This is a genomic window from Kitasatospora sp. DSM 101779, assembly GCF_025655475.1.
Taxonomy (GTDB): Bacteria; Actinomycetota; Actinomycetes; order Streptomycetales; family Streptomycetaceae; genus Kitasatospora.
This window is the reverse complement of the sequence record NZ_JAHTIK010000001.1, coordinates 852,003-866,858: the sequence shown is the minus strand read 5'-3', so window position 1 is coordinate 866,858 and position 14,856 is coordinate 852,003. Positions and strand designations below refer to the sequence as shown.

At 72.7% G+C, this 14,856-nt stretch carries 13 protein-coding genes; 4 read left to right on the top strand and 9 right to left on the bottom strand.

What is annotated here, in order from left to right; all coding sequences use genetic code 11:
• Positions 1-6 precede the first annotated feature (6 nt).
• From KSNIM_RS04120 to KSNIM_RS04105, 4 genes are all read right to left on the bottom strand, one after another.
• Positions 7-921, bottom strand: coding sequence for a TauD/TfdA dioxygenase family protein (locus KSNIM_RS04120; RefSeq protein ID WP_263101833.1), 915 nt, complete (start codon positions 919-921; stop codon positions 7-9).
• Between the two features lie 66 nt (positions 922-987).
• Entirely contained in the window at positions 988-1,962 is a 975-nt protein-coding gene (locus tag KSNIM_RS04115) for a quinone oxidoreductase family protein (RefSeq protein WP_263101832.1), read from the bottom strand.
• A 59-nt stretch (positions 1,963-2,021) separates the two neighbouring features.
• The gene (locus KSNIM_RS04110) at positions 2,022-3,080 is read right to left on the bottom strand and encodes a 3-keto-5-aminohexanoate cleavage protein (RefSeq protein WP_263101831.1); all 1,059 of its coding nucleotides are present in this window, start codon (positions 3,078-3,080) and stop codon (positions 2,022-2,024) included.
• Between the two features lie 354 nt (positions 3,081-3,434).
• A complete protein-coding gene (locus KSNIM_RS04105; RefSeq protein ID WP_263101829.1) occupies positions 3,435-4,448 on the bottom strand; it encodes an AraC family transcriptional regulator ligand-binding domain-containing protein in 1,014 nt (337 codons plus the stop codon).
• 437 nt (positions 4,449-4,885) lie between these two features.
• Between KSNIM_RS04105 and KSNIM_RS04100 the strand changes: the two genes are divergently transcribed.
• Positions 4,886-6,388, top strand: coding sequence for a long-chain-fatty-acid--CoA ligase (locus KSNIM_RS04100; RefSeq protein ID WP_263101828.1), 1,503 nt, complete (start codon positions 4,886-4,888; stop codon positions 6,386-6,388).
• 23 nt (positions 6,389-6,411) lie between these two features.
• Here KSNIM_RS04100 and KSNIM_RS04095 read toward each other — a convergent pair whose 3' ends face one another.
• Positions 6,412-7,335, bottom strand: a complete 924-nt coding sequence (locus tag KSNIM_RS04095; RefSeq protein ID WP_263101827.1) for an endonuclease/exonuclease/phosphatase family protein — start codon at positions 7,333-7,335, stop codon at positions 6,412-6,414.
• 276 nt (positions 7,336-7,611) lie between these two features.
• On the opposite strand from KSNIM_RS04095, the gene KSNIM_RS39360 reads away from it, so the two are divergent.
• The 3 genes from KSNIM_RS39360 (at position 7,612) to KSNIM_RS04075 (ending at position 11,324) form a co-directional block, all read left to right on the top strand.
• Positions 7,612-9,342, top strand: a complete 1,731-nt coding sequence (locus KSNIM_RS39360) for a carbohydrate binding domain-containing protein (protein WP_411543655.1) — start codon at positions 7,612-7,614, stop codon at positions 9,340-9,342.
• A 340-nt stretch (positions 9,343-9,682) separates the two neighbouring features.
• Positions 9,683-10,474, top strand: coding sequence for a maleylpyruvate isomerase family mycothiol-dependent enzyme (locus KSNIM_RS04080; protein ID WP_263101826.1), 792 nt, complete (start codon positions 9,683-9,685; stop codon positions 10,472-10,474).
• Positions 10,475-10,634: 160 nt separating this feature from the next.
• On the top strand, positions 10,635-11,324 hold the full coding sequence (locus KSNIM_RS04075; protein ID WP_263101825.1) for a hypothetical protein: 690 nt from the start codon (positions 10,635-10,637) through the stop codon (positions 11,322-11,324).
• A 79-nt stretch (positions 11,325-11,403) separates the two neighbouring features.
• Here the strand turns inward: KSNIM_RS04075 and KSNIM_RS04070 are convergent, their stop codons facing one another.
• The 4 genes from KSNIM_RS04070 to KSNIM_RS04055 all read right to left on the bottom strand — a co-directional run bounded on the left by KSNIM_RS04070 (position 11,404) and on the right by KSNIM_RS04055 (position 14,825).
• Complete coding sequence (locus KSNIM_RS04070; RefSeq protein WP_263101824.1) at positions 11,404-11,991, bottom strand: GNAT family N-acetyltransferase; 588 nt, start codon at positions 11,989-11,991, stop codon at positions 11,404-11,406.
• Between the two features lie 90 nt (positions 11,992-12,081).
• Positions 12,082-13,059, bottom strand: a complete 978-nt coding sequence (locus KSNIM_RS04065; protein ID WP_263101823.1) for an ABC transporter substrate-binding protein — start codon at positions 13,057-13,059, stop codon at positions 12,082-12,084.
• A 33-nt stretch (positions 13,060-13,092) separates the two neighbouring features.
• Positions 13,093-13,860, bottom strand: coding sequence for an amino acid ABC transporter ATP-binding protein (locus KSNIM_RS04060; RefSeq protein WP_317633988.1), 768 nt, complete (start codon positions 13,858-13,860; stop codon positions 13,093-13,095).
• Complete coding sequence (locus KSNIM_RS04055; RefSeq protein ID WP_263101822.1) at positions 13,857-14,825, bottom strand: amino acid ABC transporter permease; 969 nt, start codon at positions 14,823-14,825, stop codon at positions 13,857-13,859. Before KSNIM_RS04055 ends, KSNIM_RS04060 begins: the two co-directional genes overlap by 4 nt.
• Positions 14,826-14,856: the final 31 nt, after the last annotated feature.

Genomic DNA, 14,856 nt, shown 5'->3' with positions numbered 1-14,856 from the left:
ACGGGCTCAGAAGGGTCTGTCTCCGACGATGCCGGCGCGCTCCATCCGGCGGACGGCGGGCCAGTAGTCCTGTACGGCGTAGTGCTGGGTGGAGCGGTTGTCCCAGATCGCGACGCTGTTCGGCTGCCAGCGCCAGCGCACCTGGTACTCGGGGATCGCCGCCTGGCTGATCAGGTAGGTCAGCAGGTTGGCGGCGCCCGGGGCGTAGTCCAGGCCGAAGCGGACGTTCTCCGGGGTGTGGTAGTTGACGAAGTGCGTGGTGAAGCCGTTGACGAAGAGGATCTTCTCGCCGGTCTCGGGGTGGGTGCGCACCACCGGGTGCTCGGCGTCCGGGTACTGGGCCTTCAGCCGGTGGCGCGCCTCGGTCGGCATCACCGCACCGAACGTCGCCTCGATGCTGTGCCGTGCCCGCAGGCCGTCGATCTGCGCCTTGACGTGGTCCGGCAGCCGGCGGTACGCCTCGGCCATGTCGACCCAGATCGTGTCGCCGCCGACCGGGGGCGTCACGACGCAGCGCAGGACCGCGCCCATGGCCGGCGTCTCCCGCCAGGTGCCGTCGGTGTGCAGGGCGTTCTCGTAGTGCTCGGGCGGGCTGTCGAGCTCTTTGTAGATGCGCACCAGCCCGGGGTGGTCGGGGTCGCTGCCGGCCACCGGGTGGTCCTCCAGTGGGCCGAACCGCCGTGCGAAGGCGACGTGCTCGGCCCGGGTGATGTCCTGGCCGCGCAGGAACAGGACCTTGTGCTGGAGCAGGAGTTCCCTGATCTCGGCGAACAGGCCGGCGTCGCGCGAGGCGTCGCCGAGGTGCACACCGGACAGTTCGGCGCCGATGGTGCAGGTCAGCGGCTCGACCTTGATCGAGCGGCGGACGGCGGGGCGCACCAGGGCCGGTGCGACGGGGCCGGGGAGGGCGGTCTGGTTCATGTGGTTCCTCCGGGGAGGCTGTGGGGTCCGCGCCGGACGCGGGTGGGGGCCCGCGCCGGGCGCGGGTCAGAGGACGAAGACGGAGGAGCCGGTGGTCCTGCCGCTTTCGAGGTCCAGGTGCGCCTGTGCGGCGTCCTTGAGCGAGTAGTGCTGGTTGATCTCGATCCGGATGCGGCCGGCGGCGACGTGGCCGAAGAGCTCGCCCGCGAGCTCGGCACGTTCCGCCGGGTCGGCGATGTAGTCGGCGAGCGCCGGCCTGGTGACGAACACCGAACCGTGGAGCGCGAGTTGCATGGCGTCGATCGGTGGGACGGGGCCGGAGGCGGTGCCGAAGCACACCAACAGGCCGCGCCGCCGCAGCGAGCCGAGCGAACCGGCGAAGGTGGTCCTCCCGACGCTGTCGAAGACGATCGGCACGCCCTCGCCGCCCGTGAGTTCCCGCACCCGCTCGGCGACGTCCTCCTCGCGGTAGTACACGATGTGGTCGCAGCCGTGGGCGCGGGCCAGCTCGGCCTTCGCCGGGCTGGAGACCGTGCCGATCACGGTGAGGCCGAGGAGCTTCGCCCACTGGCAGACGATCAGGCCGACGCCGCCCGCCGCCGCGTGCAGCAGCACCGTGTCGCCGGCCCCGAGCGGGTGGATCCGGCGCAGTAGGTAGGCGGAGGTGAGGCCGCGCATCGTCATGGCGGCGGCCGTCTCGAAGTCGATCGCGTCGGGCAGCTTGATCAACGAGTCGGTGGGCATCACCCGTTCGGTGCTGTAGGCGCCGAGCGGGCTGCCGGTGTAGGTGACGCGGTCGCCCTCGGCGAAGCCGGTCACACCGGGGCCGACGGTCTCGATCGTGCCGGCGGCCTCCACGCCGAGTCCGGCGGGCAGCGGGGCGGGGTAGAGCCCCGTCCGGAAGTAGGTGTCGGCGAAGTTGAGTCCGACGGCCGCGTGGCGGATCCGGACCTCGCCCGGACCCGGCGCCCCGACCTCGACCTCCTCCCAGCGCAGGACGTCGGGGCCGCCGGTCTCGTGGAAGCGGATGGCATGGGCCATGGGGTGCTCCGTTGCTGTCTCTCGGGGCGGGTTGGCGGGGTGTCGGGTGCCGAGGGGGATCAGTACTTGACGTCGCGGAGCATGAAGCCGCGCTGCCCGGGGCGGCGGTTCGGCACCATGCCGAGCCGGGCCAGGGTCTCCTCGGTGTCCGCGTAGTACTCGCCGATGTGGTAGATCTCCTTCGCCTCGGCGCCGCTCGCGATGTCGCGGCCGAGCGCGTCGGCGATCGTGACCATCTGCTCGACCTGCTGCACCGAGGTCATCCGCTCGCCCTTGCGGCCCCACAGGTTGTCCTCGTTGCCGACGCGGACGTGGCAGCCGAGGGCGATGCCGATGGCGTTCATCGGGGCGACGGCACGCATCGAGGCCTCGATGGTGAGCACCGCGCCGTCCGGCGTGCGGCGGACGAACTCGACCAGGTCGGCGGGGTGGCGTCCGGCGAAACCGCCGCCGATGGCCACGTAGTTGAGCACCAGCGGCCCGGTGTACACCCCGGAGCGGATCAGCCGCTCGACGGTCTCCAGCTGGGCGATGGTGGCGAGCTGGAAGTGCGGCTGGATGCCCTTGTCGCGCAGCCGCTCCAGGTGCTCCAGGTAGAACTCCGGACCGGCCTCCAGGTACATGTCGCGGTACGCGCGGTAGTACTCGGGCTTCGCGATCGAGGTGCCTTCCAGGTCGTCCGCCGTCATGATCTCGACGATGTTCATCTGGCTGGTGTTGATCGCGATGGTGACCTGGTCCGGCTTGGGGTCCAGCTCCGCCAGCATGTGACGGGTGTCGTAGGACAGCCACTCGGCGTCCGCGCCCTCGCCCTCGGGGGCGAAGGAGATCGAGCCGCCGATCTGCAGCACCATGTCCGGCACCGCCTGGCGCAGCCGGCCGACCAGCTCGTTGAACATCGACAGCCGCTTGGAGCCCTTGCCGTCCAGCTCCCGTACATGGATGTGCAGGACGGTGGCGCCCGCGTTGTAGCAGTCGACGGCCGCCTGCACGTGCTCGTCCATGGTGAGGGGGAGGTCGGGGGCGTCGCCGGGCAGCCACTCGGGCCCGTAGGGTGCGGCCTGGATGACCAGCTTCTCCTGGTTCTCGGGCAGCAGAGAGTCGTCGAGGAAGTGCACGGTCCGTCTCCTTCGTCGGATGGGTGCGCGCCGGTGCGGCGCGGGGCGCCGCGGTGGGGAGCACTGGGGTGCGAGTCGCGGCAGTGCCGGGCGCCGCAGTGCCGGGCGCTGCGGCAGGGGCGCTGCGGTGCGGGGCGATGCGGGTCCGGCCCGGCGGACGGGGCGCGGACGACGCGGTGGTGCTCCCGGGCCGGCGCGGCGGAGGCTGAGGGTGGGCCGCCGCCGGGCCCGTCGGTGCGGGGCCGGCCGTCTCTCGCGGTGCAGCAAAGGTAGGGCTCGCCGGGCGGCGGCGCTTGACCGTGGGTGACAGCGGACTTTCCATTTGGGGACACGCGGCCCCGGAGGCCGGCGCGGTCAGTGCTCGGCGGTCTGCCCCCGGCGGTCCCGCCACTCCCGGGCGGTGCAGCCGAACTGCTCGCGGAACCAGCGGGAGAACGCACTGGGCGCCGAGAACCCCAGCAGGTCGGCGATCTCGGTGAGCGACCGCCGCCGGTTGGCCACGAACTGCTCGGCGAGCTGCACCCGCGTCGCGTTGAGGAGCGAGGAGAAGGTCTCGCCCGACTGCGCGAGATGGCGGTGCACCGTGCGCCGGTCGACGCCCAGACTGCGGGCGACCTGCTCGACCGAGCAGCGCCCGGTCGGCAGCAGCACCTCGATCAGCTCGCGCACCCGGTCCGGCACGGTGGTGTCCCTGGGGACGGCGATGGCCTCGAAGTACTGCTGGGCGTACGTCCGCAGCTGCGGGTCGGACATCGCGTTGGGCGACTCGAGGTCCGCGGCGTAGAAGACGATGCCGTCGAACTCCCGGCCGAACTCCACCGCGGAACCGAAGATCCGCCGGTGGGTGCCGGTGTCCGCCGGGGCGGGATGGGTGAAGCAGACGGAGAGCGGGCGCCAGTGGGCGCCGAGGAAGCCGAGCAGGACGCGGTGGAAGGCCCCCACCGCCAGCTCGGTCGCCTGGCGGTGCTCCATGGGCTCGCCGAGGTCCAGCCCGACCTTGATCGTCGCGAGGCCGTCGCGCTCCGAGAGCCGGGTGTGCAGCACCTCGTTGTACATGTGCTCGTGCCGGAGCATGAGCCCGAGCGCGCTGCGGACGTCGGGCTCCTCCCGCAGGACGAGGCTGATCGGGCCGAGGCTGGAGAACCGGCGGAACTCCGACATCCGCAGGCCGAAGTCCTCGCGCCGGGCGGCGGCGGCCGAGAGTTCCAGCAGCTGCACCACGGCTGCGCCGGAGATCCACCGGTCCTGGACGGCGAGGCCGGCGGCATCCAGGCCGACGCGCTTCATCAGCGGCTGCGGGTCGAGACCGAGCGACCGGCTCAGCTCGACGTAGCCGCTCAGCGCCGCGGTGCGGACCAGGGGCCTCATGGGATCAGCTCCCCTCGGAGGATGTCCCCAAGTGGTAAGTCAATTGTCACGTGAAGTCAAGCGATGTGACGGGCGGGCACCTACCGTTGCACCACCGCCGAGCGGGTCGGCGCGCCGGCCCCAGCGGCGGCCGGCGGGCCGGCCACGGACCGCCCGCATCTCCCTCCGCCCGGCACCGCCACGTGCGCTCCTGCACTCCCGCTCCGCGTACGGGACGGCCCGGGACACCGCCGCCACCTGCTGCGGCTCCGGCTCGCCCTGCGGCAGGGCCGGCCGCTTCCGCCCGCCCTGTGGACGGACCCGTACCGGACCGACACCGACACCGGTCGCGGCGGCGTCCCGCCCCTCGACGCGATCACCCCACCGCACCCGGCGGACCTCGCCGTCCGCCTCCCGTACCGGAGCCGCCACCGGCTCGGCCCGAAGGAGACCACGCCATGACCAACCTCGTCTCGCTCCTGGTGTCCTCGGCCCGGGCACACGGGGAACGGACCGCCGTCCGGCAGGACGGGACCGTCCTGACCTACGCCCGGCTGGAGGACGCCAGCGCCCGGCTGGCCGCCCTGCTGCACGCCGACGGCGTCCGCCCCGGCGACCGGGTGGCCCTGGTGCTGCCCAACGTCGCGCTCTTCCCGGTCGCCTACTACGCCGTGCTGCGCGCCGGTGCCGTCGCGGTGCCGATGAACCCGCTGCTGAAGGCCCGGGAGATGGCCTTCGTCCTGCGGGACTCCGGGGCCCGCACCGTCCTGACGGCTCCGCCGTTCGCCTACGAGGTCGCCGAGGCCGCCGGGGAGGCCGGGGTGGGCAGCCTGGTCGTCGAGGCCTCGGCCTTCGACACCCTGCTCGGCAGCATCCCGCCGCTGCACGGGGTCGCCGAGCGGGCCGCCGACGACACCGCGGTGATCCTCTACACCTCGGGCACCACGGGGACGCCGAAGGGCGCCGAGCTCACCCACCGCAACCTGCTGAGCAACGCCGTGACCTGTGTCGAGACGCTCTTCGAACTCGGCCCGGACGACGTCCTGTTCGGCGGCCTCCCGCTGTTCCACGCCTTCGGGCAGACCTGTGCGATGAACGCCGCCGTCGCGGCCGGCGCGGCCCTGACCCTCCTGCCGCGCTTCGATCCGCAGCAGGCCCTGGAGATCCTCCGGCGGGACGGGGTCACCGTGTTCCTGGGCGTGCCCACCATGTACACCGCGCTGCTCAACACCGGCGCCCCGGACGGCCACGACCTCCCGCAGGTGCGGCTGGCCGTGTCGGGCGGCGCCGCGCTGCCCGTCGAAGTGCTCCACACCTTCGAGCGCTCGTTCGGCACGGTCGTGCTCGAGGGGTACGGCCTCTCCGAGACGGCCCCGGTGGCCTCGTTCAACCACCCCGACCGGCCGCGCCGGCCCGGCTCGATCGGGCTCCCAGTCCGCGGTGTGGCCCTCAGGCTCGTGGCGGCCGACCGCACCCCGGTCGGGCCCGGTGAGGTCGGCGAGATCGCGATCCGCGGCGAGAACGTGATGAAGGGCTACTGGAACCGTCCCGAGGCGACCGCGGAGGCCTTCCAGGACGGCTGGTTCCACAGCGGCGACCTGGCCCGGGTCGACGCGGACGGCTACTACTACATCGTCGACCGCAAGAAGGACCTGATCATCCGCGGCGGGTACAACGTCTACCCGAGGGAGATCGAGGAGGTGCTGTACGAGCATCCGGCGGTGGCCGAGGCCGCGGTCGTCGGCGTCCCGCACGAGCACCACGGGGAGGAGATCGCCGCCGTGATCGTCCTCCGGGAGGGCGAGCGGACCACGGCCGACCTGATCCGCGAGCACGTCAAGCGGCGGGTGGCCGCCTACAAGTACCCCCGGATCGTCACCTTCGCCGACCGGCTCCCCAAGGGCGCCACCGGCAAGATCCTCAAGCGCGAGATCGTGGTCGAGCGGCCTGCGGCGACCTGACCCGGCCCCACCGCCCCGGCGGTCTACAGCGGCAGCTCGACCACCAGGGGCCGGTGGTCCGAGATCGGTGTCCTGGGAGCCCACGCCGACTCCGTGCGGTGCGGCCCGAGTCCGGTCGCGAGGACGTGGTCGAGCTGCACCACGGGGCGGTGCGAGGGGAAGGTCGGGACGCGGGCCGGGTCGCGCCAGCCGGGCCGGGGGCGGGAGGCTGCGGGCCGGGGCGCCGAGTACCTCGACGGGGACAGCAGCTCGGCCGCGCCGAGCGTGGCCGCGGGAATCGCACCCACCAGGTTGAAGTCGCCCAGCAGGACGTGCGGCCGGGGCAGGTCGGCGATCCAGCGGCGTACGGCGAGGAGTTGACGGACGTTCCACCCCGGGACGAAGGACAGGTGCAGCGCCACCGCCGTGAACGGGCCGCGCGGCCCCTCCAGCACGGCGGCCAGTGCCGCGCGCGGATGGTCGCGGATCACCGTGAGGCCCCGCCGCCCGGCCACCCGCAGCGGCAGCGCGACGGGGGGCGCGGTGAACCGCCGGGCCCGCCAGCTCAGGACCGGCAGCCTGGACAGCAGCGCGACGCCGTGCGAGGGAACCTCTCCGTCGTGCCCCGAGCCCGGTGGACCGTACACCCGCAGTCCCGGCTCCGACCGGTCGCGGACCCAGCTCCGGCCCGGCACGGCCCGGGCGTGGAACGCCGAGGCGTAACGCCAGTCCGCGGCACCGCTCGCCGCGGCGATCGCCCGCGCCTGGTCCACGTGGCCGGACCGCTCCTGGAAGCGGTCGAGCTCCTGCAGTGCCAGCACGTCGGCGCCCAGGGACGCGACGGCGTCGACGAGCGGCTGCACGGTGGCGGTGCCGGGGGCCGTCGGCGACGGGCGGCCGTCGTCCAGGATCCGCCTCCCGTGCAGGACGTTGAAGGTCGCGAGGCGTACGAGCGCGGAGCCGGTCACGCTCGGACGGTACAACAGCGCTCCGGGCCGCGGCCGTTGGAGCCCCGCCGGCTCGCGCCGGCTCTGCCCGTGGTTGCCGAGGAGCACTCATCGGTCCTCCCGCAAGCGGAACTTGTGCGCGTCACCGCTGCTCGACCGGGCCGCAGCCCGTGCTATTGGTCCAGACCTATTGACCGCGACTTGCCGGCCCTCCTACGATCCGGACCGGCACAGCCCCACATGTCCCCCCGCCTCACCCGCAGCCGGGCGTCGCACCCCCACGCCATGATCATGTCCATGACGTCCGGCGGGAAGGGAGCACAGCATGTCCGTCGAAGGTCGCGCACTCCACGGTCGTCGGGAGACGTCCACCCCTGTCCGGATCCCGGCCGCCGCCGCGAACGCGCACCGCAGGTGAACCGGACCGGCCACGCCCGGCACGGATCGACCGTCCTGCGCCGTGCCGTCGCCGGGGTGAGCGCCGCCGCCGTCATCGGCGCCGGCATCGCCGTGGCCGGCTCCGTCACGGCCGGGGCCGCCACCCCCAACCTGGTGGCCAACGCCGGCTTCGAGAGCGGACTCTCCGGCTGGACCTGCTCCGGCGGCTCCGGCGCGGCCGTCGGCAGCCCGGTCCACTCCGGCGCCTCCGCGCTCAGGGCCACGCCGACCGGCCAGGACAACGCCCAGTGCACGCAGACCATCAGTGTGCAACCCAACTCCCAGTACACGCTGAGCGCCTACCTCCAGGGCAGCTACGTCTACCTGGGCGCCACCGGCACCGGCCTCACCACCGCGCCGTCCACCTGGACGCCGAACAACGCGTCGTACGGCCAGCTCAGCGTCAGCTTCACCACCGGGGCGACCACCACCTCGGTGACCGTCTACGTGCACGGCTGGTACGGGCAGCCCGCGTACTACGCGGACGACGTGTCGCTCACCGGCCCCGGCGGCAGCAGCCCCTCGCCGAGCAGCAGCCCGTCGACCAGTGCCTCGCCGAGCACCAGTGCGTCCCCGTCCACCAGCGCCAGCCCGTCGACCAGTGCCTCGCCGAGCACCAGCCCGACGGGCGGCGAGACCTGCCCCACCAAGCCGAAGCCGTCGGGCAAGGTCCTGCAGGGCTACTGGGAGAACTGGGACGGTGCCGCGAACGGCGTCCACCCCGGCATGGGCTGGGTCCCGATCACGGACAGCCGGATCGCCGCGCACGGCTACAACGTCGTCAACGCCGCCTTCCCGGTGATCCTCTCGGACGGCACCGTCCTGTGGCAGGACGGCATGGACGCAGGCGTCAAGGTCTCGACCCCCGCCGAGATGTGCCAGGCCAAGGCGGCCGGGGCGACGGTCCTGATGTCGATCGGCGGCGCCGCCGCAGGCATCGACCTGAGCTCCAGCACCGTCGCCGACCGGTTCGTCGCGACCGTCGTCCCGATCCTCAAGAAGTACAACTTCGACGGGATCGACATCGACATCGAGACCGGCCTCTCCGGGAGCGGCAGCATCGGCACGCTGTCCGCCTCCCAGGCCAACCTGGTACGCATCATCGACGGGGTACTGGCCCAGATGCCCGCAGGCTTCGGCCTGACGATGGCCCCCGAGACCGCGTACGTCACCGGCGGCAGCGTCACCTACGGGTCGATCTGGGGCGCCTACCTGCCGATCATCAAGAAGTACGTCGACAACGGCCGCCTCTGGTGGCTGAACATGCAGTACTACAACGGCAGCATGTACGGCTGCTCCGGCGACTCCTACCAGGCCGGCACCGTCCAGGGCTTCACCGCGCAGACCACCTGCCTGAACAACGGCCTGGTCATCCAGGGCACCACCATCAAGGTGCCCTACGACAAGCAGGTGCCCGGCCTGCCGGCCCAGTCCGGCGCGGGCGGCGGCTACATGGCGCCGAGCCTGGTCGGCCAGTCGTGGAACGCCTTCGGCGGTTCGCTGAAGGGGCTCATGACCTGGTCGATCAACTGGGACGGCTCGAAGGGCTGGACCTTCGGCGACAACGTCAAGTCCCTCCAGGGCCGTTGACCCTCCCGTTGCCGCCCGGCCGACCTCACGTCGACGTCCCGCCGACCGCCCACTGACGTCCCGCGCCCCGGTGCACCGTTCCGAGCCGCAGCCGGTCACCCGCCGGATCCGCACTCGGACCGGGCCCGGGGCGCGGGCGCCGCGGGCTTCCGACCTGGAGTGGGAGCCCATCGTCGTCGCCGTGGCGACGAGGGTGATGTCGGACACGGATCGAATGGGGAGCTCAAAGGTTGACCATATGAACCATTGAGTCTACGGTCGAGTCGGCGCGCAAGGTCCGCATCCGTGGAAGCCCGTGATCCCCCGGGAGCGCCGCTCCGACCAGAGAGGCACGAGCACCATGACGATCTCCGGCGACCGGGCCCTCGGGCACGCTCCGATCGACCACCGTGCGGCGGTCGGTGCGGAGACCGCCCGCTTCGCGGCGGCGGTCGAGGGCGCCGACTTCGCGACCCCGGTGCCGAGCTGCCCCGGCTGGACGCTGGCCGACCTGGTCCGGCACACCGGCAGCGTGCACCGGTGGTTCTCGGTGCTGCTGCACGGGCGCATCCAGGAGCCGCCGCGCAGCCGTGACGTCGACCTCGAGCTGCCCGCCGGGGACGACGGGTGGGCCGACTGGCTGGCCGGGAGCGCGGCGGTGGCGGCGGACGCGTTCCGGGCCACCGCCCCGGACACCCCGATGTGGGCCTGGGGCGCCGACCAGCACGCCCGGTTCTGGGCGCGCCGGATGCTCTTCGAGACCCTGGTGCACCGGGTCGACGCCGAGCTGGCCCTCGGGGTGCGGCCGGAGATCGACCGCGCGCTCGCCGTCGACGGCGTGGACGAGTTCCTGACGAACCTCCCCTTCGCCGGCCTGTTCGCCCCCAAGGTGGCCGACCTCCGCGCGGACGGGCGCACGATCCGGTTCCGGTCGACCGACGGGCACGAGAGCTGGCTGGTCCGCCTGCGGCCGGACGGCTTCGGGCTCGACCCCGCGGACGACGGAGCGGCCGCCGCGGACGCGACCGTCCGGGGCGCCGCGGCCGACCTCCTGCTGCTCGCGTACGGCCGCCTCTCCCTCGACGCGGACGCCGTCGCGCACGAGGGCGACGGCGACCTGCTGGCGCACTGGTTCGCCAACTCCGCGTTCTGAGCCCGCCGGGCCGGCGGGGGCGTGCGGCCGCGCGGGACGGCTCGGACCGGCGGTCGCACGGATGGCGGGAATTCGACGTGTGCGCGGCCCGGTTTCGAGGTAAGGATGCGCGGGAAAATCGGGAGGTACTGAGCATTCCGGGTGGCTGAGGGAGCGTCTCATGACCCACCGTGACTCCGGACTCGACCCGCAGGACCAGGACCCGCAGACCGTGCAGCGCCTCCGCTTCGGCGTCGGCGTCATCGGGTTCCTCCTGCCGATCGTCCTCCCGATCGGAAACATCATCACGTCGGCGCGACTCACCCTGCTCGCCTCGATGAGCGCGTCCTACTACACGCACATGCGCAACGTCTTCGTCGGCAGTCTGTGCGCCATCGGCGTCTTCCTGATCTGCTACCGCCACGACCGGCGCGAGGACCGGCTGAGCTCACTGGCCGGGGTGTTCGCGATCCTGGTGGCCCTGTTCCCCACGCTGCCGCCGACGTCCGTCACACCGCATCCCACCCAGGTGCAGACGACCGTCGGCATCCTCCACCTCTGTTGCGCCGCAGGGCTGTTCGGCCTGCTCGCGTTCTTCTGCCTGCGGCTGTTCGGCGACGGCCGGGGTCAGCCGGGACACCGGATCCACAACTGGGTCTACCTGGTGTGCGGCTGGGTCGTCGTCGGCTGCACCGTGCTGATCGCCGCGGCCGGTGTGCTGCACTTCGCGTGGGACCTCCCGCTCACCCTGACGTACGTCGGCGAGGCGGTGTCGGTGTTCGCGTTCGGTGTCGCGTGGCTCGTCAAGAGCAGGGCGATCGTCGCGGTCGGCTCCGTGGCCTCGCCCGAGCCGGGGGCGGCTCCGGCCTGATCCGGACATCCCCGGTGCGGGCCGCACCTGCCGTCGCCCCGCGCCCCCGGGACCTGCGCCCGGGGGCGCGGGGTGGCGTTCAGAGGAGGCCGGCGCCGAGGCCGTCCCGCCACTCCGTGGCGAGTACGGCGTAGACGAGGGTGTCGCGCCAGGTGCCGTCCGAGCGCCGGGCGTGGCGGCGCAGCGGACCCTCGCGGACGGCGCCGAGGCCGGACAGGGTGAGCTGGGTGCGGACGTCGAGGTGGTCGACCTGCCACTGGACGCGGCCGAACCCCAGGTCGTCGAAGGCGTGGCGGAGCAGGAGGAGGTGGGTCTCGGCGGTCATCGGGGTCTCCCAGGTGTTCCGGGCGGCCCAGTGCCATCCGATGTCCAGGCGCTCGTCGACGACCGCGATGTCGGTGAACGCGACCCACCCGGCGGCCCGGGTGGAGCCGGCCGGGACGATCGCGAACATCACCGCGTTCCCCGCCGACTGCTGGGCGAGCCGCTGTTCGACCAGCATGTGCATCTCGCCGAGGGTGTAGGGAGTGACCACCGGGAGCCACTGCCACAGGCCGTCGTCGCGGCTGCCCGCGAGGTGCAGGTCGGGTACGTGCGCCGTGGTCAGCGGCTCCAGCCGGACGTACCGGCCGTGCAGGACGACGGGCGCGAGGGGCCGAGGTGCCATGCCGAGCAGGCTAACCCCGCCCGGCGATTCCTGACAGGGGGATGCCGAAGACCGGCCCGCCCCCCCCCCGGCGGGGGCGGGCCGCCGTTGTCAGCCGGTTTTGGGCAGGCCGGGCGGGTTGATCTCGGAGGTCCGCACGGCCTCGCCGTCCAGGCCCCAGCGCTTGAGGACCTGTCCGTAGGTGCCGTTCCGGATGATTTCGTTGATGGCCGCGTTCACCGCCTTGACCAGCCCGTTGTCCTTCCTGGTGGTGGCGGCGATCTTGCCGAGGACGTCGGCGCCGCCGCCGGAGTACGTGCCGATCACCTCGGTCTCGCCGGTCTGCGCGGCGTGGAAGGCCTCGGTCGGGTTGGGTCCGAGCCAGGCGTCGATCCGGCCCGAGGAGAGCGCCAGGTAGTAGTCGGAGGAGTTCTGGTAGTACTTGATGTCGACCGGCTTGAGGCCCGCGCGGACGTTCTGCTCGTTCCAGGCGATGAGCAGCTTCTCCTGGTTGGTGCCGGAGGAGGTGCCGATGGTGTGCCCGGCGACGTCCTTCGGTCCGGTGACGCGCCAGCTGCCGCCCTTCTTCGCCTCGAAGCCGAGGATGTCCAGCCGGTAGGTGGCGAAGTCGTACTTCTCCTTGCGGGCCTCGGTGACCGTGATGTTGGTGATACCGAGGTCGTACTTGCCGCTGTCGAGGCCGACGAAGACGTTCTCCCAGGAGACCGGGTTGAGTTCGACCTCCAGCCCGAGGACGTTGCCGATCAGGTGCGCGAGGTCCGGTTCGGCGCCGATGATCGTCCGGTCGTCGGTGGCGTGGAAGTCGAGCGGCGGGACGGTGCCCAGGGAGTCGACCACCTGGAGGGTGCCTCTTCGGCGGATCTCCGCCGGGACGAGGGCGGCGATCGCGTCCACCTTGGGTGTGGTGACGCGGTGCTGGTTCGGGGTCAGGTTGATCGTGACGCCGTTGGGGGCGGTGCCGGACTTCGCTCCCGCGAGGTCGGCGGACGCGCCGGTGGAGGCGGAGCCGCAGGCGGTGAGGAGGAGGGCGGCGGCAGCGGCGGCGAGGGCACGGCGGGGGAGGGACACGGCGGGACTCCTGTGCGGTGTTCGGAGGGAACGTCAGAGGACCTTGGAGAGGAAGGCGCGGGTGCGTTCGTGCTGCGGGTGGTCGAGGACGGCCTCCGGCGGGCCCTGTTCGACGACCACGCCGCCGTCCATGAAGACGACGGTGTCGGCGACCTCGCGGGCGAAGCCGATCTCGTGGGTGACGACGATCATGGTGGTGCCGGCCGCGGCGAGGTCCCGGATCACGTCCAGCACCTCGCCGACCAGTTCGGGGTCGAGCGCCGAGGTGGGCTCGTCGAAGAGCAGCACCTTGGGCTCCAGGGCGAGCGCCCGGGCGATCGCGACCCGCTGCTGCTGGCCGCCGGAGAGCCGGCGCGGGTACTCCTCGGCCTTGTCCGCGAGCCCGACCCGGGCGAGCAGCTCCAGGGCGGTGGCCCGGGCCTCGGCCCTGGACTTGCCGAGGGCGCTCACCGGCGCCTCGGTCAGGTTCTCCAGCACGGTGAGGTGCGGGAAGAGGTTGAAGTTCTGGAAGACGAAGCCGAGCCGGGTGCGCTGGCGCAGCACCTCGCGCTCCTTGAGCTCGTACAGCCGGCCGCCGGAGCGGCGGTAGCCGATGAGTTCGCCGTCGACGGATACGGTGCCGCGGTCCAGCTTCTCCAGGTGGTTGATCGCCCGCAGCAGGGTGGACTTGCCGGAGCCGGACGGGCCGAGCACGACGGTGACCGAGCCGGGGGCGGCCTGCAGGTCGACGCCGCGCAGCACCTCCAGCCGGCCGAAGCTCTTGTGGACGCCACGGACGTCCACCATGGCGGTCGCGGTCATCGCGGGCCTCCCGAGGGGCTGAGCCGGTCGTCGGTGATCCGGCGGACGAGGTCCCGGGCCCGGCGTAGCGGCCCGGGCGGCGGGGTGCGGTCGGCGCCGCGGGCGAAGTGCCGCTCGACCCAGAACTGGCCGATCGACAGCAGGGTGGTGAGCAGCACGTACCAGGCGGTGGCGACCATGAGCAGCGGGACGACCCGGCCGGTGCGGCCGTAGACCACCTGGACCTGGTAGAAGAGTTCGCCGATCGCCATCACGTAGACCACCGAGGTGGCCTTGAACAGCGAGACGATCTCGTTGGCGGCGTTCGGCAGGATGCCGCGCATGGCCTGCGGCAGGACGATCCGCCGGGCCTGCCGCAGCCGGGGGATGCCGAGGGCCGCGGCGGCCTCCAGCTGACCGGTGTCGACGGCGATCACCCCGGCACGGATGATCTCCGCGGCGTAGGCGGCCTGGTGCAGGGCGAGCCCGAGGACGGCGGCGCCGAACGCGCCGAGCACGTGCACGGTGTCGAACTCCCAAAGAACCGGCCCGAAGGGGACGCCGAGGCCGAACCGCCGGTACAGGTAGGAGAGGTTGAACCAGAAGACCAGCTGGACGATGAGCGGGATCGAGCGGAACGCCCAGACGTACGTCCAGCCGATGGTCTGCAGGATCGCGCTGCGGGAGAGCCGCAGCGCGGCCACCACCGCGCCGAGCGCGAAGCCCAGCAGGGTGGCCCAGAAGGTGAGCCGGAGGGTGGTGCCGACGGCCTGGAGGATCGTGCCGGTGGCGAAGTAGACCCGGAAGGTGGGCCAGTCCCAGCCCGGGTTGGTGGCGAGGCCGTGCAGGAACTGCGCGACCAGGACGAGGGCGGCGGCGCCGGCCGCCCAGCGCCACGGGTGGCGGGCGGGGACGACCGGGAGGCCGGCGTCGCCGGGCGGCCCGGTTCTCGGCCCGGCGGTCTGCGCGGGCGCGGTGGTGGTCATGGCGGGACTCCTCTGCGGGGCGGACACGGGA

Excerpts from the sequence above, each read along its gene's own strand:
- KSNIM_RS04120 (WP_263101833.1), bottom strand. The coding sequence starts at position 921 with ATGAACCAGACCGCCCTCCCCGGCCCCGTCGCACCGGCCCTGGTGCGC.
- KSNIM_RS04115 (WP_263101832.1), bottom strand. The coding sequence starts at position 1,962 with ATGGCCCATGCCATCCGCTTCCACGAGACCGGCGGCCCCGACGTCCTG.
- KSNIM_RS04105 (WP_263101829.1), bottom strand. The coding sequence starts at position 4,448 with ATGAGGCCCCTGGTCCGCACCGCGGCGCTGAGCGGCTACGTCGAGCTG.
- KSNIM_RS04100 (WP_263101828.1), top strand. The coding sequence starts at position 4,886 with ATGACCAACCTCGTCTCGCTCCTGGTGTCCTCGGCCCGGGCACACGGG.
- KSNIM_RS39360 (WP_411543655.1), top strand. The coding sequence starts at position 7,612 with ATGACGTCCGGCGGGAAGGGAGCACAGCATGTCCGTCGAAGGTCGCGC.
- KSNIM_RS04080 (WP_263101826.1), top strand. The coding sequence starts at position 9,683 with ATGACGATCTCCGGCGACCGGGCCCTCGGGCACGCTCCGATCGACCAC.
- KSNIM_RS04075 (WP_263101825.1), top strand. The coding sequence starts at position 10,635 with ATGACCCACCGTGACTCCGGACTCGACCCGCAGGACCAGGACCCGCAG.
- KSNIM_RS04070 (WP_263101824.1), bottom strand. The coding sequence starts at position 11,991 with ATGGCACCTCGGCCCCTCGCGCCCGTCGTCCTGCACGGCCGGTACGTC.
- KSNIM_RS04060 (WP_317633988.1), bottom strand. The coding sequence starts at position 13,860 with ATGACCGCGACCGCCATGGTGGACGTCCGTGGCGTCCACAAGAGCTTC.
- KSNIM_RS04055 (WP_263101822.1), bottom strand. The coding sequence starts at position 14,825 with ATGACCACCACCGCGCCCGCGCAGACCGCCGGGCCGAGAACCGGGCCG.